This is a genomic window from Agrobacterium vitis, assembly GCF_013426735.1.
Taxonomy (GTDB): Bacteria; Pseudomonadota; Alphaproteobacteria; order Rhizobiales; family Rhizobiaceae; genus Allorhizobium; species Allorhizobium vitis_D.
The window spans coordinates 1211827-1230793 of record NZ_AP023272.1; the positions used below are offsets into that span (position 1 = coordinate 1211827).

Genomic DNA, 18967 nt, shown 5'->3' on the forward strand with positions numbered 1-18967 from the left:
AAATGACTTTAGCTTCTCAAACGAAGTTGCTAATTTTGAAGCTCAGCTCTTGGCACGTCGCATCAGCGCGGCCATGGCGTTGGCCTGGGGTGTTTCTTGCCCGCCAAGTCCATCCAGCACGCCTTGCCGGTCGATGTCGGTCCGGTTCTGGCTGGCCTTCAGCTTGCCCTCGAGATGAGAAATCTGCACTTCGACCCCAACGATGCCGCGCATCTGGGCTGCGACGAAATTGTCAGGTGCATCATCGACGGCCCAGGGACGAGGACCGGAGGCTTCCATCTGATCGGTCAGCAGGCGGACCTGCGCCAGCAGCCAGGCTGGGTCCTGATGCGCTTTTGCCATGCCTCTGACCTGCACGGTCTGGTAATTCCAGGTTGGCACGACTTTGCCGGTTTCCTGCTTGCTGGGATACCAATTGGGTGAGATGTAATGATCAGAGCCCATGAAGGCGACGAGAACCTCGTCTCCCGCATCGATGGCCTGCCATTGCGGATTGGCCCGCGCCATATGGGCCAGCAGCCGGTCCGGCTGCATGTCGTTACCGCGCAACAGGAAGAAGGGCAGGGGATTGGCGATCAATCCGCCGCTTCCAGAGGTGATCAGCAGGCCAAACGGCTGTGCAACGATGAACTGGCAAAGCGCTTCGTGGTCGGTCTGGCGAAAATGCGGTGGTTGGTACATGGCTGTTTCCGGGAATTATGCAGCATTACCGTGCATTGTGCCGCGCCCGCCGCTTTGAAAGCAAGCCGTTTTGAACGAAGCGATAGCTGCGCCAAAACCGTCTGAAACTGATGGAAAGGAAAAGTGCGGTCCACGCAACCGATGGATTTTTGCGATCCTGGGAGCCTACAAAGTAGGTGGGCGCCGTGTGTCCGAACCCACGGGTCCGAACAGGGACAGCTCCCTCAAGATCGGGTATGGCCCCAGGGATTGTGTGTTCCTGTCGAGAGGCGCAGACCGCATGACAGATATAGGCGCTTTCCGGCCCTTGCGCCAGTGGTGCTGACAGTTGCAGCCATGTTTATTTCAGTGGTGCTGGTTTTCCGTTGGGCTGGCCGCAGCCTGCGGCTTTTCGGTCAGTTTGCGGGTCAGGCCGTTCAGGCGCTCGGTCAATTCCGTGATGGCGGCGAGGATGTCGTCTTCACGGCCGATGGCCCCGGCGGAAGTGGCTTCGGCGGCCGCGATCCGGCGTTTCAACTCGGACAATTCGTCCATCACCATGATGCCCGCCATCACGGTAACGCGCAGGTCGCCGATTTCACCGAACTGGCTTTTGAGGTGGCTGACATAACGGTCGAACTGGCTGGCCAGATCGGTCAGGTGGTTTTCCTGCCCTTCCTCGCAGGCCATGCGATAGGCTTTTCCATCGATGGTGACCGTGACTTGTGCCATGTCTGTCGAATGATCCCTGAGTGAGGCGAAGCTGGCCTAACGGTCCAGTACGGCCCTGATGGTTTCCATTGCGGTGACCAGGCGGCGCGAGACTTCGCGATTGACCTCTTCCAGCCTATTGGCGCGAAATTGCGATTGGTCAAGTTCCTGGGCAAGGCGGGCGCGGTCGATATGGACGCGCTTCACCTCCTGCTCCACCTCGCCATTGGCGCGTTGCAGTTCCAGTCGCATGTCTATGGCATTTTCCAGGCCGGAAATGGCCTGTTTCAATGCGCCGAGCGCGGCTTCCGCTTTATCCGTCGCCATCTCTACTCTGTCCCGGCTGATGAAGTTTTCAGGCTCTGTTCGAACCGGAAAGCCTCCAGATGTTCTTGGTCGTCCCAGATATTCTTGCTCGTCTTTGTCGTTTCGGAAAACCGGCCTCATTTTTCCCTGACAAACTCCAAAAGGCAAGCCGAATCGACCCCTTGGCCCCTATAGTTCTCATGCGACATTAGTCATTGCCTGTAGCTGGCGTCAATAAACCCCAGCTTTTCGGTGTGTCATGCTTGTGGACGAGTAGACCCGCCGTCGTCCATGGCGCGCATCAATACGAGACAATGATCAATATTAAGGCAAAAACCGAAAATATGCCTTCCACGCAATCACCCGGCCTCAATTTATTGACTTGCCCGTCCTAGATGTTAAGGATCACCCACTTTCTGACGTTCGCCCGAACGGCGTTCGTCCATCGAGACCCGGAACAGGCGGAACAGTCATGATTTCTCCCGAAAAGCACAACCGGATGGCCAATGCGATCCGATTTTTGTCCATGGATGCGGTCGAAAAGGCCAATTCCGGCCATCCCGGCATGCCAATGGGCATGGCCGATGTCGCGACGGTGCTGTTTACCCGCTTTTTGAATTTCGATCCCAAGGCACCGAAATGGGCCAATCGCGACCGTTTTGTGCTGTCGGCGGGCCATGGCTCTATGCTGCTCTATTCGGTCCTCTACCTGACCGGCTACGAAGACATTTCCATCGATGACATCAGGAATTTCCGCCAGCTCGGCTCGAAAACCGCAGGCCATCCGGAATATGGCCATCTCTCGGGCATCGAGACGACAACCGGCCCGCTCGGCCAGGGCATTGCCAATGCCGTCGGCATGGCGATTGCTGAAAAGAAGCTGGCGTCCGAATTCGGCAGCGAGCTGATGCACCACCACACCTATGCCATCGTCGGCGATGGCTGCCTGATGGAAGGCATCAGCCAGGAAGCGATTTCGCTGGCCGGCCATCTGAAGCTCAACAAGCTGATCGTGCTCTGGGACGATAACGGCATTTCCATCGATGGCGCGATTTCGCTGGCCGACAGCACCGACCAGCATGGCCGGTTCCGCGCTTCGGGCTGGAACACCATGGCTGTTGACGGTCACGATCCGGAAGCGATTTCGGCTGCACTTTCCGCCGCCCAGCTGTCCGAAAAGCCGACGATGATCGCTTGTAAGACGGTGATCGGCTTTGGGTCTCCCAACAAGGCCGGCACCCATAAGGTGCATGGCTCACCGCTCGGTGCCGACGAAATTGCCGCTACCCGCAAGGCGCTGGGCTGGGCCGACGAGGCTTTCCACGTGCCCGCCGATGTGCTGGACGCTTGGCGCGAAGCCGGTGCGCGTGGTGCCGCGACACGTGCCGAATGGGAAAAGGGTCTGGGAGGCTCCGATCACAAGGCCGAGATTACCCGCCGCTTCGCTGGCAAGCTGCCGGAAGGTTTCGATGCTGCCATCGACTCCTATAAGAAGAAGCTGGCCGAGACCAAGCCAACCCTTGCCACCCGCAAATCCTCCGAGGATGCGCTGGAAGTGATCAATGGCGTGGTGATCGAGACGCTTGGTGGTTCCGCCGACCTCACCGGCTCCAACAATACCAAGACCAGCCAGACCGCGTCGATCACGCCGACCGATTTCTCGGGCCGTTACGTGCATTGGGGCATTCGTGAGCATGGCATGGCGGCGGCGATGAACGGCATCGCCCTGCATGGCGGTCTCATTCCGTATTCCGGTGGCTTCCTGATTTTCTCGGATTATTGCCGTCCGTCGATCCGTCTGGCCTCCTTGATGGGCATTCGCGTCATTCACGTCCTGACCCATGATTCCATCGGTCTTGGCGAAGATGGCCCGACCCATCAGCCGGTCGAGCAAATGGCAGCCCTGCGCGCCATCCCCAACCTGATGATGTTCCGCCCGGCTGATGCCACGGAAGTGGCGGAATGCTGGCAGATCGCCTTGACCCATACGGATCGTCCGTCCGGCATTGCGCTGACCCGTCAGAACCTGATCGCGGCCCGTACCGAATATTCGGCAGAAAACCTGTCGGCCAAGGGCGGTTATGAGCTGCTGGGTGCTGACGATGCCAAGGTGTCGATCTTTGCCACCGGTTCGGAAGTCGAACTGGCGATCCAGGCGCGTGAAGCACTGGCCGCCAAGGGCATTGCCGCCCGCGTCGTCTCCGTGCCGTGCTTCGAACTGTTCTTTGAGCAGCCAGAGGAATACCGCAACGCGGTGATCGGCACGGCTCCGGTCAAGATCGGCGTTGAAGCGGCAATCCGTCAGGGCTGGGATGAGATCATCGGCTCGCACGGCACCTTTATCGGCATGAAGTCCTTCGGTGCTTCCGGCCCCTACAAGGAATTGTACAAGCATTTCGGCATCACCGTTGAAGCGATTGTCGAAGCGGCTGAAGCCAAGCTTTCCTGAAGAGGGTTCAAGAGCGGGTCTGGCGGGCCCGCTTCTCTTCGGGCTTGACTGAACGCCTTTACCACATAAGTGCCTTTACCCAATGCCTGGGGCTGCCCAAGGCGAGAACCGCTTGGCCATCGTCGCGCCGTTCCAGATCATCACCGCTCCGGGGGCCACCCAGCAGCCCGGAGCCATCCGAGAAGCGGGAGTTATGCAATGACTGTGAAAGTTGCCATTAACGGCTTTGGCCGTATCGGCCGCAATGTGCTGCGCGGTATCATCGAATCCGGTCGGACCGACATTGAGGTCGTGGCCATCAACGATCTTGGCCCGGTCGAAACCAATGCGCATCTGCTGCGCTATGATAGCGTCCATGGCCGTTTCCCCTCGACCGTCAAGGTTGAAGGCGACAGCATCATCATCGATGGTCGCGCGCCGATCAAGGTGACCGCGGTTCGCGATCCCAAGGACCTGCCCTGGAGCAATGTCGATATCGCGCTGGAATGCACCGGCATTTTCACCGCCAAGGAAAAGGCATCGCTGCACCTGGCCAATGGCTCGAAGCGCGTGCTGGTCTCGGCGCCTGCTGATGGTGCCGACAAGACCATCGTTTTCGGCGTCAACCACAACACGCTGACCAAGGACGACTTGGTCGTTTCCAACGCCTCCTGCACCACCAATTGCCTGGCACCGGTTGCCTACGTGCTGCAAAAGCTCGTCGGTATCGAAAGCGGCTACATGACCACCATCCATTCCTACACCGGCGACCAGCCGACGCTGGATACGATGCACAAGGACCTGCACCGCGCCCGCGCTGCTGCGCTGTCGATGATCCCGACCTCGACCGGTGCCGCCAAGGCCGTCGGCCTGGTTCTGCCGGAACTGAAGGGCAAGCTGGACGGTTCGGCCATCCGCGTTCCGACCCCGAACGTCTCGGTTGTTGACCTGAAGTTCATCCCCGGTCGCACGGTCACCAAGGAAGAAATCAACGCTGCCATCAAGGCTGCGGCGGAAGGCGAGTTGAAGGGCATTCTCGGCTATACCGAAGAGCCCTTGGTTTCCATCGACTTCAACCACGACAGCCATTCCTCGACCTTCTCCGGCGACCAGACCAAGGTTATGGACGGCGGCAAGCTGGTGCGCATCCTGTCCTGGTACGACAACGAATGGGGCTTCTCCAACCGCATGGCCGACACCGCCGTCGCCATGGGCAAGCTGATCTAAGCAGCTTCGCTGCCTGGATGATATGATAGAAGCGGATCGGGAAACTGGTCCGCTTTTTTGTTCGTTTGGGCTAAAATGGGGCGGCCAGCATCGGCAGACTCTAAACGCCTTGGTTATAGAGCCCGTGCGGTTGATTCCGACGAGAACGCGGGTTTCGGCTCCGCCGCCCCCTCATCCGCCTGCCGGCACCTTCTCCCCCCACTTTACATAGGTAATGGGGGAGAAGAGGGAAAGAGCCGCAGCGTGGGCTTCTCTCCTCGCCCCAGCGGGGGTCCGAAGGACGGGCAGAGACCCGTGGCTCTGCCCCGGTCAGTCCGCCGAGCGTAGCGGAGGCGGGGTGAGGGGGAGCCAAGCACGCAGAGCTAAAATGGTTTTGACTGTGACTCGGTTTGGACCTGAAATACGAGCCCAAAAAATCCGCTTTCCCTCTCCACTCGTTATACGCTAAACCAGTTGCGGGACCAGTTGTAACGCGCTGGTCCTGGAGTGTCGAAACTCCTCCAACAACGGCCCGTGTCGGTCGTTAAATGACACCCCTCAGCCATAGGTTTGTGGCTGAGGCGGTGGACTATGTCTATACGGTCCACTCTCCATCCTTCTATGGTCGGGGAGGTCTTGGTGCATGTCCAGAGCTTCGGCTTAAAGACCAAGGCAGTCGTTTGTTGGCGGCTTTCGAACTCCCCGATCGCCAGAGGGCAAAATCCTCCGGTGATCGCTTGTCTCACAAGTGCGGGAGGAATGGACGATGGCCGATTATAATGTCTGGGCCGATGCTTTCGATACATGGCAATCCATGGCCGATTGGGTGAAGGCGATAGCCATCATCATGCCACCGGTTTTCGCAATGGGCGTGCTGGCCCTACTGCTACGCTACCGACTGGCGCTGCGGCGAGACCTGCCACGAACGGTGGCCTTCGATCTGCTGGAACCGCAGCCGGATGACCCGCCCGCCAGCATCGACAACACCATCCTCGAAGCCACCACCGACCTTCAACACCGCCTGGAAGAAGCCCGCCGCAGACTGATGCCCCCGGACGAACCGGCGCGCAGCAGCCAGGAAACCCGCCAAAAAATCGAGCAAATCATCCTGGAAGAATACCACCGCAAATCCGACCCGGCTGATGCGCTGGCTCGGGTGCGGCAGTTTTTGAGGGAGGAGGGGGGTGGGCAGCGGTAGGTGGTGGATCGAGGTTATCGAGGTGGGTCTACAGCATTGTTCATTTTACCAAACGCTGTTGTACGATGCAAAGGTTTTCGACGTCACCGTCCTCATCCCGCTTCGCCGCCGACGGGAAGACGAGTAAATATCGGTTGTTTCCGAACTTGGGAAGCAAATATTCCACCAGTGGCGACTTTGGGGCCGTGTCCCGACTGTCCGCTATTGGGCAGGATCTAGACAACTGCGAACATACCGCTTCTGGAATATAAGCTCGAACGTGGCCCACTACAGGCCTCGGGTGCCATAGGGATACTGCCTCATCTTCGACAATCCGAGCGATGATTGATCCCTATCATCGGCGGTCCTCCGCACGCTATGAGCGGCGGATAAAGAAGGAGCGCGGGCAAACCTTCTTGTGGGGCCCGAGCGAGGCAAATCCAACCTGTGTGCCCCTGTTTTGAGTAGCCGCAGTACTAGGCCCGCTCGTTAGCTTACTGCTCGTTGAAATGGCTTTGTAGTACTCACAGTCTTCAGCGCATCTTCAACCGAAAGATTGCTGATAAGCTGATGCTCGTCGGTACTGCAGGGTACAAAGTGCTCAGGCCAAGTCGACACCGCTTCGCACAGAAGCTTGAACTGAGAGGGCGCATCCTGGTTCACCTGAACTACCTTTAGGCGCGTAGCCGTCTCGGCACTTTCGCAGAGATATCGGACGTCTGGAGCAACAAATCGAGGGCAATAGCCAATGATGACAACAGGATCTCGCGTTCTGAGACAGACAGCATCGCCATCGTACGGATTTTGAATGTCCATCATCGGAAACACGACTTCGCCAGGTTCTAGCGCTGCTACGCGATCCGCAGCGTCCGGCGTTAGATGACTAATTCCATGAACAAAAAAAACGGATCTATATCGACCGTCACGACTTTTCTCAGGAACCGGCGACACCTGCAGTGCATCAGTCGCACGCACGCCGCCAATTCGCGCCATCAACCCCAATGGGTCGCTTTCCCTGTCTAGGCCAGACCAACGCGCGTACCTCGCGTATTCTGGCCTTTTTTCGTTCATGACCCGGTTGGCAAAGATAGGGAACAGTTCGTCAGAGATGTACAACGACGAGAGATCGTTCATCCTGCCGAACGGAAGAAAGTTCTTTGAAACTTGAGCGCCGCGCGTGTAGCCAAAAACAAAGTATCCGCTCTGGTTAACCAGCCTTGCAACAGGGAGCCATCTTCGGGTGTCCGGATCTTGCCAATTCAGGAAGAATGATCTCATTATGATTTCCCCAAGAGCTTTTGCTTGTTGATTTCGAGCATATTCAAGGCGAAAGACGCTGCCTCTGTGCTAATGAGTTCTGCCGGTATCCGATCAAAAATATTAGATAGGTCACTCGGATCCACTTTCGAGAGGCGCGACAACCAGAACTGCTCGTGCCTTTTCCCTGCTGAATCCGCAAGACGGAAAGCATCAATGGTTGACAATGGTCGTTTATCCGTCTGGTCGATGTAGAGCCCCGACCGTGTTTTTTCGGCGTATGCGCGCACATCGAAGCGCTTGTCTTTCGTAACCATACGCTCTGCTCTCACTGCGTCACTCAGTTCCCTACCCAAGCTCGATGCGTGATCGAAAGTTGGTGCCAATGTGATAGTGCGCTTCTGCGGATCGAGCACAAGCCCCCAGTTTTCGTTGTGCCTATCTCCGTTACCGATCCATGCATCGAGCATGAGATATCCCACAAAACATCGCAGTGCCTCGTCCGGATCATCGGTAAACTTCTGTAAAACAGCTGTCACCCGCCTAACGGTGTGACCCCGGTACTTGTAGAAGCTAGTCCCATCAAGTGTTTTCTCGACGGAATCGATCAGTTCGTTTCCCAGGATCAGGCGGCTACCATCAGGGTTCATTTTAGGTGACAGAACGCCCAATTTGCCCTGATATGTTGCGAACTCGTAATGAGCGTGAGGCAGGCCCAAAAGGGCACAGATCTCACAGGCAACCTTTTCAGCCCAATTCTCACCGGTCCCTTCACGACCAAATTTCAGAAGGTGGAGCCTGCCGTCGAAATTCAGCCAGAACTTCTCTTTGGTGCCGAGGTATTCAATGATATCGATTTCATTTTGCACGTCAAATACTGGAAACAGAGTCATTCGCAGTCCTACCGCTCCGTACAAGCATTCCGACAGGTCTCATACCTCAAATCGTTGAATTTGACATCGAAAAGAATTTAACTCTTAACTTGAAGCGCATGATTGATAGTGACCTTCGACCCAGCGAGAGTTGTGCGTTCGCAAGCGGCGGCTCTGGTCAGCACTCTCACTTCCAGGGGCACGACAACTGTCCATGACAAGTGTTCACTGCCCGTGGGCCTCTAACGACTAGGAAGGGCTGAATTTCGGTCCTAGAACTGACCAAAGCAGAAGGGCTGCTGTCGGTATTCGCCAACTCGGCGCGAACGTCCGAAATGAAGGCGCAAAGCGGCCACTCCGCAGTGCCATCCCACCTGCACAATACAAACCGCAAAGATTTTTATGCGTGGCATACCCCCCTCTGCCTTGCCAGGCATCTCCCCCTCAAGGAGGGAGATCGGCAAGGGGGTTGGCTTGTCACGTCACATTTACGCTTCGAAGGTATCGGAAATCGCAACTTATCCGTTGAAGCGAGCGGTTACGTCTGTCCGATCTCCCTCCTTGAAGGGGAGATGTCCGGCCTTGAAGGGGAGATGTCCGGCCTTGAAGGGGAGATGTCCGGCAGGACAGAGGGGGATATGCGGCACACGAAAACGCTTATGTCCTGTACCACCACCCCGCCCGCCATTTTCCCCGGTATCGCCATAATTCGTTTTGTAATTTCGCCCCAGTCTGATCAATAGTATTACCGAGGAAATTCAAGGCGATTCTGCCGCCATTGCCTCCCGCTCCGTCTGTCTCGACCGTCTGGCCTTTGGCATCAGAGGTCTGTGGTTCGGTGCCATGGTGCGCAGGCCGTTGCCGGTGGAGCGATGTCTTGGGGCGGGGTATCGTGCCAGACGGGGCGAAGGCCAGAAAGGGCGAAAGGTTGGAACATTTCTACATCGTCACGCTGGTTCTGACGGCGCTGATCCTGTTTGCGGCTTTTTCCAGCCTGATCGCCTTTCGCTTTGGCGCGCCGCTGCTGCTGTTGTTTCTGGTAATCGGGTTGATGGCCGGGGTCGATGGTCTCGGCATTCATTTCGACAATCATTCCGTTGCCTATACCATCGGCTCGCTGGCGCTGGCCGTTATCCTGTTTGATTCCGGCTATACGACCTCGTTGCAATCCTTCAAACAGGCGGCAGCGCCGTCGATCATGCTGGCGACGGTCGGGGTTTTGTTGACGGCTGGCCTGTTCGGTCTGCTCGCCGCCTGGATGTTAAAACTGTCGCTGCTGGAAGGCATGCTGCTTGGCTCCATCGTCGCCTCCACCGATGCGGCGGCGGTGTTTTTCCTGCTGCGCATTGGCGGCATCAATATTCGCGACAAGGTGCGCTCCTCGCTGGAAGTGGAATCCGGCACCAATGATCCGATGGCGATCTTTCTCACCCTGGCGCTGGTGCAGATGGTGTCCACCGGCAAGGATCATACCGGCCTCGACTGGAGCCTGCTGCGGATGTTCGTTGAGCAGATGGGCATGGGTCTGGCGCTCGGCCTGATCGGCGGGGCGATGATGACGATGATCGTCAAGAAAATCCCGATTGATCGCGGCCTGTTGCCGATCATCGTGCTGGCCATGTCGATGGTGATCTTTTCCTATACCGGCGCCATCGGCGGCAGCGGCTTTCTGGCCGTTTATGTCGCGGGCATCTATGCCGGAAACCGCAAGATCCCCGGCAGCGCTTCCATTGCCCGCTTCCAGGAGGGCATGACCTGGCTGGCGCAGATCATCATGTTTCTGGTGTTGGGTCTTCTGGCCACGCCGTCGCATTTCATCAAGATCCTGTTTCCAGCCGTGGTTCTGGGCCTGTTTCTGGTGTTCATCGCCCGGCCCGCAGCGGTCTGGCTGTGTCTCATTCCCTTCGATTATACCCATCAGGAAAAGCGGTTCATCTCCTGGGTCGGCTTGCGCGGCGCGGTGTCCATCCTGCTCGGCATTCTGCCGATCCTCGGTGATCTCAAGGGTGGGGAAGTCTATTTCAACACCGCCTTCATCGTGGTGATGATTTCGTTGCTGCTTCAGGGCTGGACCATCAAGCCGATGGCCAAACGGCTCGGCCTGATCATTCCGCCGCGCATCGGCGCCATCGACAAGGTGGAGCTGGATCTGCCGGGTGCCGCCCATCACGAACTGCTGTCCTACCGCGTCGTGGCGGGCAGTCCAGTGCTCAGCGGCGCGCGCATTCCGCGCTGGGCCATGCCATCGCTGGTGATCCGCGATGGCAAATCCATGCGGTTTCAATATGCAGGCCGCCTCAGGGAAAACGACCAGGTTTATCTGTTTATCGCGCCGGGTTACTCGCGGCTGCTCGACCGGTTGTTTGCCAGCAAGGCGCCTGTCGATGAGGACGATAGCGAGTTTTTCGGCACCTTCACCATTTCACCGTCGCGTCCCGCCGCCGAACTGGATGCCGCCTACGGGCCGGGTCTGCTGAATGAAGCGGATCGGCAAAAAACCGTGGGCGAACTGATGGAAGCGCGCCTCGGCGGCAAGGCCGAATATGCCGACCGGGTCCGCCTTGGCCACCTGATTTTGATCGTCCGCGATCTCGGCGAGACCGGCCATATTTCCTCCGTCGGCGTCTCCATGGAAGCGGTCGCGCCAACCGATAACGCGCCCGCCTTCCTTAGCCTGACCGGCATGGCCCATTGGCTGGCGGGTCTGCGCCACAAGGTGCGCGCGTCCGTGGTGAAATGACGGCCTCGTAAATCTTCTCGGAAATGCCATCCAGTGCTTTGATGCGGCGCATTCTTCGGTTACCTTTGCAGGCATGATGCAACGCTGGCAGGAGCTGAGGCGGGCATGATGACGCGAATGCTGGTGATTTTCGGTATTCTCAGCCTTCTTCCGGGCTTTGCCCTGGCGCAGGACAAAAGCTCTGCCGCCCGGCCTCCCGTCAGCCGTCCTCCTGTGAGCCAATGCCAATTGGTGGCCAACCAACTTCCTGGGGCTCGGTTTTCTCCCGTTGAATATGCTAGCGCTCGTCCAGACAAGGGGCCTCTTCGCCTTGCGGCCCTGGCGGAAAACGTCACCATCACTTTTCTCGGCCATTCCACCTTCGAAATCGAAACGCCGCAGGGACTGACGATCGATACGGACTATAGCGGATACCTGCGCTCGGCGCGGACACCGGACGTGGTGACGATGAACAAGGCCCATTCCAGCCATTATACGCTGTCGCCCGACCCCGGTATCGCCCATGTCCTGCAAGGCTGGAACGATGCGCAGCCGGGGGAGCCGGTTCACCACAATCTTGTGGTGGGCGATGCCTATATCCGCAACGTTCCCACCGATATCCGCAATTGGGGCGGTGATTTCGAGCCGAATGGCAATTCGATCTTCATTTTCGAGATCGCCGGGCTGTGCATTGGCCATCTCGGCCATCTGCATCATGAATTGACGGACAAGCAATTTGCCGCCATTGGCCGGCTGGATGTGGTGATGGTGCCTGTCGATGGGGGTTTGACGCTCGGCAGCGACAGTATGAGCCGAATGGTAAAACGGCTGCGCTCGGCGCTGATCCTGCCCATGCATCGGCGCGGGCCTGTCGTCAATGATTTTGTTGGGCTATTCGGTCCAGGTTTTGATGTCAGGATTGTGGAAACCAATGCCGTGACAGTGTCCATGCGCAGCCTGCCAAAAAAGCCGCTGATCCTGGTGCTCAGCGGCTTCTAAACGGCACATAAAATCCGTTAGGCAAACGTCAGATGGTGGTGCTGCCCCACATCCGGTAGTTTTTCGCCGTCAATATTGGCCTTGGCGATTTCCCAGCCGAATTTGAGCGGATTGCCGGTAGAGGCCCAGACTTCGGCATCGTCGATATGCAGGGCGAGCATGGTGAGGTCGGGGTCTTTCTTGCCATTGTGATACCAGGCCTCGACCACCGAGCTCCAATATTCATCGATCTTGCTCGGATCGCGGCGCACATCGATAACGCCGGACAGGCTGGCGTGGTAATCGTGGTTTTTGCCGACCACGCAGAAATGCGCCCGGCTACCGGGGCGGATATTCTGGACAAAATCTGAATCGGTCCGGGTGAAAAACCAGACCGTATTGGTTTTCGGATCTCCGTAAGGCGCCATCGGCTGCATATGCATGGTGGAGCCTTCCAGGCCGAGCATGCCGGCGTGAATGGCTTCGATTTCCTCCCAAAGCTGGCGGGCGGGCTCTTCGCGGGCTTCCGTGAGATTGACCATTGGCTTTCCTCTCTTCTTGCTGGTGTTCTTCAGCAGGGCAACGGAAGGAAAGCCTTATTGTTCCAGGGCAGAAGGGCTCTTCGCACCTTCGCCCCCCTTGAATGGCAAGCCACAGGGCCTTATAAGGGCGCCAATTCGCGGCTGCATGAGCAAGCGAGCTCAATCTGGTTCGAAATCATGCAGCAAAGAGAGAGCGTTAAAGCGCGCCTGACGGATCACGACCGATGCCGCAGGATGCCACAAATCAGATGTCGCAGGGGTGCCATGGCCGGCCATTCACAGTTTAAAAACATCATGCATCGCAAGGGCAAGCAGGATTCCGTGCGATCGAAAATGTTCTCCAAGCTCGCCCGGGAAATTACGGTGGCGGCCAAGGCCGGCTTGCCTGATCCGACCATGAATGCCCGCCTGCGTCTGGCCATCCAGAATGCCAAGGCGCAATCGATGCCGAAAGACAATATCGAGCGCGCCGTCAAAAAGGCATCGGGTGTTGATGGTGAAAACTATGAGGAAGTGCGCTACGAGGGCTACGGTCCCGGCGGCGTTGCCGTTATCGTCGAAGCCCTGACCGACAACCGCAACCGCACAGCCTCCAATGTCCGCTCGACCTTTTCCAAGGCCGGCGGGGCACTGGGCGAAACCGGATCAGTTTCCTTCTCCTTCGATAAGGTTGGCGAAATCACCTACAAGGCCAGCGTTGGCGATGCCGATGCAGTGATGGAAGCTGCCATCGAAGCTGGTGCGGAAGACGTGACCAGCGATGAAGATGGCCACACGATCATCTGCGGTTTTGAAGACATGAACGACGTCTCCAAGGCGTTGGAAGCGACGCTTGGCGAAGCCGAATCCGTCAAGGCCATCTGGAAGCCGCAAAACACCGTGCCTGTTGATGAGGACAAGGCACAGTCGCTGATGAAGCTGATCGAGACGCTGGATGACGATGATGACGTGCAGAACGTCTATTCGAATTTCGAGGTCTCGGAAGAGGTGATGGCAAGGCTTTCCGCTTGATGCGATCCATACCTTGCTGCTGAAAGCGTAGCAAAGAACGCAATGCAAAAAGCCCGGCTATGGATTTAGCCGGGCTTTTTCAGGTGTAAAGATGAGATTTTACGCCGCTTCGCGGCTGTTGGCGATCACGCCGATCAGGTCGTTGACGATGCGCTCGATCTGGTTGCGGTCATCGCCTTCGGCCATAACGCGGATCAGCGGTTCGGTGCCGGACGGGCGGATCACCAGACGGCCATTGCGGGCCAATTCGCTTTCGGCATCGGCAATGGCCTGACGCACGAAACTGTCTTCCAGCGGCTTGCCGCCGGAAATGCGGACATTGCGCAGCAATTGCGGCACGGGATCGAAGCGGTGGCAGATCTGGCTGACCGTTTTGCCGGTGCGCTTCACCGCCGCCAGGATTTGCAGGGCGGCAACCAGACCGTCGCCGGTCGTGCCGAAATCCGACAACACGATATGGCCCGACTGCTCGCCACCAATATTGTAATGGTTTTGGCGCATATGCTCGACGACATGACGGTCGCCAACCTTGGTGCGGGCCAGTGTCAGGCCCTTGCCGCCCAGAAAGCGCTCCAGACCGAGATTGGACATCACGGTGGCGACAATACCGCCGCCTTTCAGGGTCTGGTCATTGGCCCAGCTTTCGGCAATCACCGCCATCAACTGGTCGCCATCGACAATCGCCCCGGTCTCATCGACGATGATCACCCGGTCCGCGTCGCCGTCAAGCGCGATGCCGATATCGGCGCGCACCTCGTGGACTTTCTTTTGCAAGGCGGCGGGATGGGTGGAGCCGCATTCGAGATTGATATTGAGACCATTCGGCTCGTTGCCGATGGTCACCACTTCGGCGCCTAATTCCCAAAGTGCCAGAGGCGCAACCTTGTAGGCGGCGCCATTGGCGCAATCGATGGCGATTCGAAGCCCGCTCAGCGTGACATCGCGCGGCAGAGTGCGTTTGACGAATTCGATATAGCGGTAGATATCACCATCAACGCGCTTGGCCCGACCGATATCCTCGGCTCTGGCCAAGGGGAGGGGTGCTTCCTGGTTCAGCAATGCTTCGATTTCAGCTTCTAGTTCATCTGATAGTTTGTACCCATCAGGGCCGAACAGCTTTATGCCATTATCGGCAAAAGGATTATGCGAGGCCGAGACCATGACGCCGATATCGGCGCGCAGCGAACGGGTCAGCATGGCCACAGCCGGTGTCGGGATCGGGCCGAGCAGAAACACATCCAGACCCGCGGCGGTAAAACCGGCCACCAGCGCCGTTTCCAGCATATAGCCGGAGAGGCGGGTATCCTTGCCGATCACCACACGGTGACGATGATGGCCACGGCGAAGGATGGTGCCGACGGCAATGCCAACTTTCATGGCGAGATCCGGCGTCATGGGAAAGACATTCGACTGTCCGCGAATACCATCGGTTCCGAAATAACGTCGTGTCATGATGTCTCCTGAGGTCCAAAGCTTTTTCGCCGTCTTTAGCGCGCGAAATGCTCTTTTCTTTGTTTTTACGCATCGCATTTACCGGCAATGCCTATGGGCGCAGGCCGTCCGCCGTTTATTCATCGCTCATCGCATGTTTTAACGGCGCATTCACTTAAATTACCGTCAACATTGATTATAACCCGTTACCACATAAAAAAACCGCCCGTTTAAAGGGCGGCTTTTCGTTCTGTGACCAATATCAAGGTCTTTTTACGGGACTTGGTGGATCAATGCGCCTGGGGTTCCAGTCCGGCTTCCGGTTCGCCGCCCTTAGGCGCGTCCTTCTTACCGGTGGAGGGAACCGCAGAGCTGCGGGTTGGGCCATCTTCGCCGCTGTCGCGGGTTGGCTTTTCGCCACGGATCAGCGCCTTGATTTCCTCACCCGAGAGGGTTTCGTATTCCAGCAGGCCTTCGGCCAGAATAACGAAGGCATCGTGTTTCTCGGTGATGATACGACGGGCCTCGGTATAGGCTTCGTCAATCAGTCGGCGCACTTCGGTGTCGATCTTCTGCGCGGTTGATTCGGAGACATTCTTGCTCTGCGAGACAGAATGGCCAAGGAACACTTCCTGCTGGTTTTCACCATAGGCAACCTGACCGAGGATATCGGAAAAGCCCCATTGGGTCACCATGGCGCGGGCAAGCTTGGTGGCCTGCTCGATGTCAGAAGACGCGCCGGAGGTGATGTTTTCCTTGCCGAAGGTGATTTCTTCGGCAACACGGCCACCCATCATGATCACCAGACGCGACACCATCCACTTGTAGCTCATGGAGTAGCGGTCGCCTTCCGGCAATTGCATGACCATGCCAAGGGCGCGGCCACGCGGGATGATGGTCGCCTTATGCAGCGGGTCGGCGACCGGCACGTTCAGAGCGGTGATCGCATGACCAGCCTCGTGATAGGCGGTCAGCTTCTTTTCGGCTTCGGTCATGGCGGAGGAACGGCGTTCCGCACCCATCATGATCTTGTCCTTGGCGTCTTCGAATTCGGCCATGGTGACGACGCGCTTGTTGCGGCGTGCAGCCATCAGGGCGGCTTCGTTGACAAGGTTCATCAGGTCAGCACCGGAAAAACCGGGCGTGCCACGGGCGAGAACCTTGAGATCGACATTGGGAGCCAGCGGCACGTTGCGGGCATGCACCTTCAGAATGCGCTCGCGGCCAATGATGTCGGGGTTTGGCACCACGACTTGACGGTCGAAACGGCCTGGACGCAACAGGGCAGGATCGAGAACGTCGGGACGGTTGGTGGCGGCAATCAGGATGATCCCCTCATTGGCCTCGAAGCCGTCCATTTCGACCAGAAGCTGGTTCAGCGTCTGTTCGCGCTCGTCATTACCGCCGCCGAGACCAGCACCACGATGGCGACCGACGGCGTCGATTTCGTCGATGAAGATAATGCAGGGTGCATTCTTCTTGGCCTGTTCAAACATGTCACGCACGCGGCTTGCGCCAACGCCGACGAACATTTCAACGAAATCAGAACCTGAAATCGTGAAGAACGGCACATTGGCCTCGCCTGCGACCGACCGGGCCAGCAGGGTTTTACCGGTGCCGGGAGGGCCGACCAGCAGCACGCCGCGCGGAATTTTGCCGCCGAGACGCTGGAATTTCTGCGGATCGCGCAGGAATTCAACGATTTCCTCAAGATCCTGCTTGGCTTCGTCGACGCCAGCCACGTCTTCAAAGGTGACGCGGCCATGCGCTTCGGTCAAAAGCTTGGCCTTGGACTTGCCAAAGCCCATCGCGCCGCGCGAACCGCCCTGCATCTGACGCATGAAAAACAGCCAGACGCCGAGAATGAGCAGCATGGGCAACAGAGTGCCGAGATAGCTGAGGAAGCCGGAAGACCCGTCGGACTCGGGACGAGCAACGATCATCACATTCTTGGTTTGCAGTTTTTCAAGCAGATTGTCATCCACGACCGGGGCATAGGTCTGGAAGGCGGCGCCGTTTTCGCCATAGCTGCCGATGATTCGGTTACCGGTGACGGTAACGTCGCGAACGCGGCCCGAATCAACTTCACGCAAGAATTGCGAATAGGGAATCTCGCGGGAACTTGTTTGCGACGGAGACGTCTGGAACATGCTGAACAGCGCGACCAATAGCAAAGCTATGATCGCCCACAGCGCGAGATTTCTAAAATTTGGGTTCATCGAACTCCCCAGAAAAAATGTTCGGCGCATGAAAACGCCGTATCGTCGGACAGTAACATAGGTTTCCTGAAGCGCCTTGCCAAGGCAAAGCGCGGCCCCGACTTCGTTTTCCGTCAATAAGATTTAAAAACAGGGTGATAAAAAGCCTGGTGCGTCGAAAAGACCCGCCAAAGCCACGGCGAGCGGCCAGTCGAACCCCGGGAGAAACCCCTGGTAGGGGGCAATCACAGGCGTGGCGTGCAGGTTTGGACCGATCCCGGGGAGAGATTGGCGTGCCAGCGCTGCCAGTGAAACGGGCAAGGGCGAGGCGGGGAGGGACGAGGTCGGCAGGGTGGGGGACGTCTGATCTGTTTCGGTTCCACCCGGCTGCACCGGGCTTTCCGCCCGGCCGATATTGCTGATGTGCCAGCGGCCGTCCCACAGCACGGTCTCACCTGGTTTCACACGACCATGCGGCAGATTGCGCCCTTCACGTACCAGATAGATGCCGTGGCGATGACGATGTGCAAGGCAGCGGCCCAGTGTCAGTCTGGCACCAGGCGGCTGTTCGCAAAGGGCGATGAGGCGCACAAGCGCATCCTGCCCAGGCCCATGCGGCTGGCCTCCCACAGTTGCAATCAGTGCCTGCAAGGCATGGCTAAGGATCGCACGGGGTGCCTCGAACAGGGCATTATCGAGATCGACAAGTCCTGGCAGAGGCATGGTGGCATGGGTGGAGACTAAAGCGGCGGCTCGTTGCGACAGAGACAGGCGCTCATTCTGCGGCAGGCCGGGCTGCTGGTCCGTTGAGAGGTTGGCTCGGATACGGGCGCGCTCATAGGCGGGATTGTCATTGCTGGGATCATCGACCCAGCCATGCCCACGGTCCTGCAAGAATGCGCGGATGGCTTGGCGACGCGAGCGCAGAAGCGGTCGGGTGATCCAGATGGAATTTTCAAACAGGACGGATTCTGCCATACCCGCAAGGCCGGTCGCCCTAGGGTTTCGACTGCGTTTCTCGCGCATGGCGATGGTCTCGATCTGATCGTCGGCGGTATGGCCGGTCAGGATGGCAGCAGCGCCGATCTCTTTGGCGATCCCGGCCAGCAGCCGGTAGCGGGCGGCCCGGGCGGCGGCGGAAATTCCGGTTTTCGGCTTGTCGCCTGTCCAGCGGCGAATCACATGGGGAATGCCGAGCGTTGCGCAGAGCGCCGCGACAGTTTCGGCTTCTGCGGCGGAGCCATCGCGAAGACCGTGATCGATGGTGGCGGCGTGAAGGGTGACGGGTTTTGCTAGCATGGCGTGCAGTTGTTCATGCAGCGCAAGCAGCAGGCCGGTCGAATCGCTGCCGCCGGAAATCGCCACCAGAAGGCGCAGCGGATCATTTATTCTGTCGAGGAAAGCGGCAATGGCGGCTTCAGGAGAGATGGCGGATAGAGTGTCCGTCATCAATTCGCCCAGACGATCGTGG

General features: G+C 58.0%; 15 protein-coding genes and 1 other RNA gene. 6 read left to right on the top strand and 10 right to left on the bottom strand.

The features are described from left to right. Positions 1-42 precede the first annotated feature (42 nt). From H1Y61_RS05335 to H1Y61_RS05350, 4 genes are all read right to left on the bottom strand, one after another. Complete coding sequence (locus tag H1Y61_RS05335) at positions 43-681, bottom strand: FMN-binding negative transcriptional regulator (RefSeq protein ID WP_174111624.1); 639 nt, start codon at positions 679-681, stop codon at positions 43-45. Between the two features lie 123 nt (positions 682-804). After that, a non-coding RNA gene (ssrS, locus tag H1Y61_RS05340) (6S RNA) lies at positions 805-962 on the bottom strand. Positions 963-1026: 64 nt separating this feature from the next. Then, entirely contained in the window at positions 1027-1392 is a 366-nt protein-coding gene (locus tag H1Y61_RS05345; protein WP_087729100.1) for a cell division protein ZapA, read from the bottom strand. A gap of 36 nt (positions 1393-1428) precedes the next feature. Then, complete coding sequence (locus H1Y61_RS05350) at positions 1429-1698, bottom strand: DUF4164 domain-containing protein (protein WP_015917035.1); 270 nt, start codon at positions 1696-1698, stop codon at positions 1429-1431. Between the two features lie 451 nt (positions 1699-2149). On the opposite strand from H1Y61_RS05350, the gene tkt reads away from it, so the two are divergent. The 3 genes from tkt (at position 2150) to H1Y61_RS05365 (ending at position 6509) form a co-directional block, all read left to right on the top strand. Further along, positions 2150-4126, top strand: a complete 1977-nt coding sequence (gene tkt, locus H1Y61_RS05355; RefSeq protein ID WP_180573940.1) for a transketolase — start codon at positions 2150-2152, stop codon at positions 4124-4126. Between the two features lie 198 nt (positions 4127-4324). Next, positions 4325-5332: a type I glyceraldehyde-3-phosphate dehydrogenase gene (gene gap, locus H1Y61_RS05360; protein WP_156637381.1), complete on the top strand. Its 1008-nt coding sequence runs from the start codon at positions 4325-4327 to the stop codon at positions 5330-5332. Positions 5333-6077: 745 nt separating this feature from the next. After that, positions 6078-6509: a protein kinase gene (locus H1Y61_RS05365; protein ID WP_180573941.1), complete on the top strand. Its 432-nt coding sequence runs from the start codon at positions 6078-6080 to the stop codon at positions 6507-6509. Positions 6510-6977: 468 nt separating this feature from the next. Here the strand turns inward: H1Y61_RS05365 and H1Y61_RS05370 are convergent, their stop codons facing one another. Next, on the bottom strand, positions 6978-7766 hold the full coding sequence (locus tag H1Y61_RS05370) for an HIRAN domain-containing protein (RefSeq protein ID WP_180573942.1): 789 nt from the start codon (positions 7764-7766) through the stop codon (positions 6978-6980). Then, the gene (locus H1Y61_RS05375) at positions 7766-8638 is read right to left on the bottom strand and encodes a HipA domain-containing protein (RefSeq protein WP_180573943.1); all 873 of its coding nucleotides are present in this window, start codon (positions 8636-8638) and stop codon (positions 7766-7768) included. The genes H1Y61_RS05370 and H1Y61_RS05375 overlap by 1 nt, the downstream gene beginning before the upstream one ends. 907 nt (positions 8639-9545) lie before the next feature. Between H1Y61_RS05375 and H1Y61_RS05380 the strand changes: the two genes are divergently transcribed. Continuing rightward, entirely contained in the window at positions 9546-11357 is a 1812-nt protein-coding gene (locus H1Y61_RS05380; protein WP_180574415.1) for a potassium/proton antiporter, read from the top strand. 105 nt (positions 11358-11462) lie between these two features. Then, positions 11463-12335, top strand: a complete 873-nt coding sequence (locus H1Y61_RS05385; protein ID WP_180573944.1) for an MBL fold metallo-hydrolase — start codon at positions 11463-11465, stop codon at positions 12333-12335. Positions 12336-12352: 17 nt separating this feature from the next. On the opposite strand, the gene H1Y61_RS05390 is transcribed toward H1Y61_RS05385, so the two are convergent. Beyond that, positions 12353-12856: a pyridoxamine 5'-phosphate oxidase family protein gene (locus H1Y61_RS05390; RefSeq protein WP_071204979.1), complete on the bottom strand. Its 504-nt coding sequence runs from the start codon at positions 12854-12856 to the stop codon at positions 12353-12355. Positions 12857-13120: 264 nt separating this feature from the next. Here H1Y61_RS05390 and H1Y61_RS05395 point away from each other — a divergent pair, with 264 nt between their 5' ends. Next, on the top strand, positions 13121-13867 hold the full coding sequence (locus tag H1Y61_RS05395; protein ID WP_180573945.1) for a YebC/PmpR family DNA-binding transcriptional regulator: 747 nt from the start codon (positions 13121-13123) through the stop codon (positions 13865-13867). A 99-nt stretch (positions 13868-13966) separates the two neighbouring features. Here H1Y61_RS05395 and glmM read toward each other — a convergent pair whose 3' ends face one another. The 3 genes from glmM to tilS form a co-directional block, all read right to left on the bottom strand. Further along, on the bottom strand, positions 13967-15319 hold the full coding sequence (gene glmM / locus H1Y61_RS05400; RefSeq protein WP_180573946.1) for a phosphoglucosamine mutase: 1353 nt from the start codon (positions 15317-15319) through the stop codon (positions 13967-13969). A gap of 269 nt (positions 15320-15588) precedes the next feature. Next, positions 15589-17517 carry an ATP-dependent zinc metalloprotease FtsH gene (gene ftsH, locus H1Y61_RS05405; protein WP_041698195.1) on the bottom strand — a complete coding sequence of 643 codons (1929 nt, stop codon included), beginning with the start codon at positions 17515-17517 and terminating at the stop codon, positions 15589-15591. A 123-nt stretch (positions 17518-17640) separates the two neighbouring features. Further along, positions 17641-18945, bottom strand: a complete 1305-nt coding sequence (gene tilS / locus H1Y61_RS05410) for a tRNA lysidine(34) synthetase TilS (protein ID WP_180573947.1) — start codon at positions 18943-18945, stop codon at positions 17641-17643. Positions 18946-18967: the final 22 nt, after the last annotated feature.

What these genes read in the sequence shown, in the direction of transcription:
- H1Y61_RS05335 (WP_174111624.1), bottom strand. Translation starts at nt 681, where the DNA reads ATGTACCAACCACCGCATTTTCGCCAGACCGACCACGAAGCGCTTTGC.
- H1Y61_RS05345 (WP_087729100.1), bottom strand. Translation starts at nt 1,392, where the DNA reads ATGGCACAAGTCACGGTCACCATCGATGGAAAAGCCTATCGCATGGCC.
- H1Y61_RS05350 (WP_015917035.1), bottom strand. Translation starts at nt 1,698, where the DNA reads ATGGCGACGGATAAAGCGGAAGCCGCGCTCGGCGCATTGAAACAGGCC.
- tkt (WP_180573940.1), top strand. Translation starts at nt 2,150, where the DNA reads ATGATTTCTCCCGAAAAGCACAACCGGATGGCCAATGCGATCCGATTT.
- gap (WP_156637381.1), top strand. Translation starts at nt 4,325, where the DNA reads ATGACTGTGAAAGTTGCCATTAACGGCTTTGGCCGTATCGGCCGCAAT.
- H1Y61_RS05365 (WP_180573941.1), top strand. Translation starts at nt 6,078, where the DNA reads ATGGCCGATTATAATGTCTGGGCCGATGCTTTCGATACATGGCAATCC.
- H1Y61_RS05370 (WP_180573942.1), bottom strand. Translation starts at nt 7,766, where the DNA reads ATGAGATCATTCTTCCTGAATTGGCAAGATCCGGACACCCGAAGATGG.
- H1Y61_RS05375 (WP_180573943.1), bottom strand. Translation starts at nt 8,638, where the DNA reads ATGACTCTGTTTCCAGTATTTGACGTGCAAAATGAAATCGATATCATT.
- H1Y61_RS05385 (WP_180573944.1), top strand. Translation starts at nt 11,463, where the DNA reads ATGATGACGCGAATGCTGGTGATTTTCGGTATTCTCAGCCTTCTTCCG.
- H1Y61_RS05390 (WP_071204979.1), bottom strand. Translation starts at nt 12,856, where the DNA reads ATGGTCAATCTCACGGAAGCCCGCGAAGAGCCCGCCCGCCAGCTTTGG.
- H1Y61_RS05395 (WP_180573945.1), top strand. Translation starts at nt 13,121, where the DNA reads ATGGCCGGCCATTCACAGTTTAAAAACATCATGCATCGCAAGGGCAAG.
- glmM (WP_180573946.1), bottom strand. Translation starts at nt 15,319, where the DNA reads ATGACACGACGTTATTTCGGAACCGATGGTATTCGCGGACAGTCGAAT.
- ftsH (WP_041698195.1), bottom strand. Translation starts at nt 17,517, where the DNA reads ATGAACCCAAATTTTAGAAATCTCGCGCTGTGGGCGATCATAGCTTTG.
- tilS (WP_180573947.1), bottom strand. Translation starts at nt 18,945, where the DNA reads ATGACGGACACTCTATCCGCCATCTCTCCTGAAGCCGCCATTGCCGCT.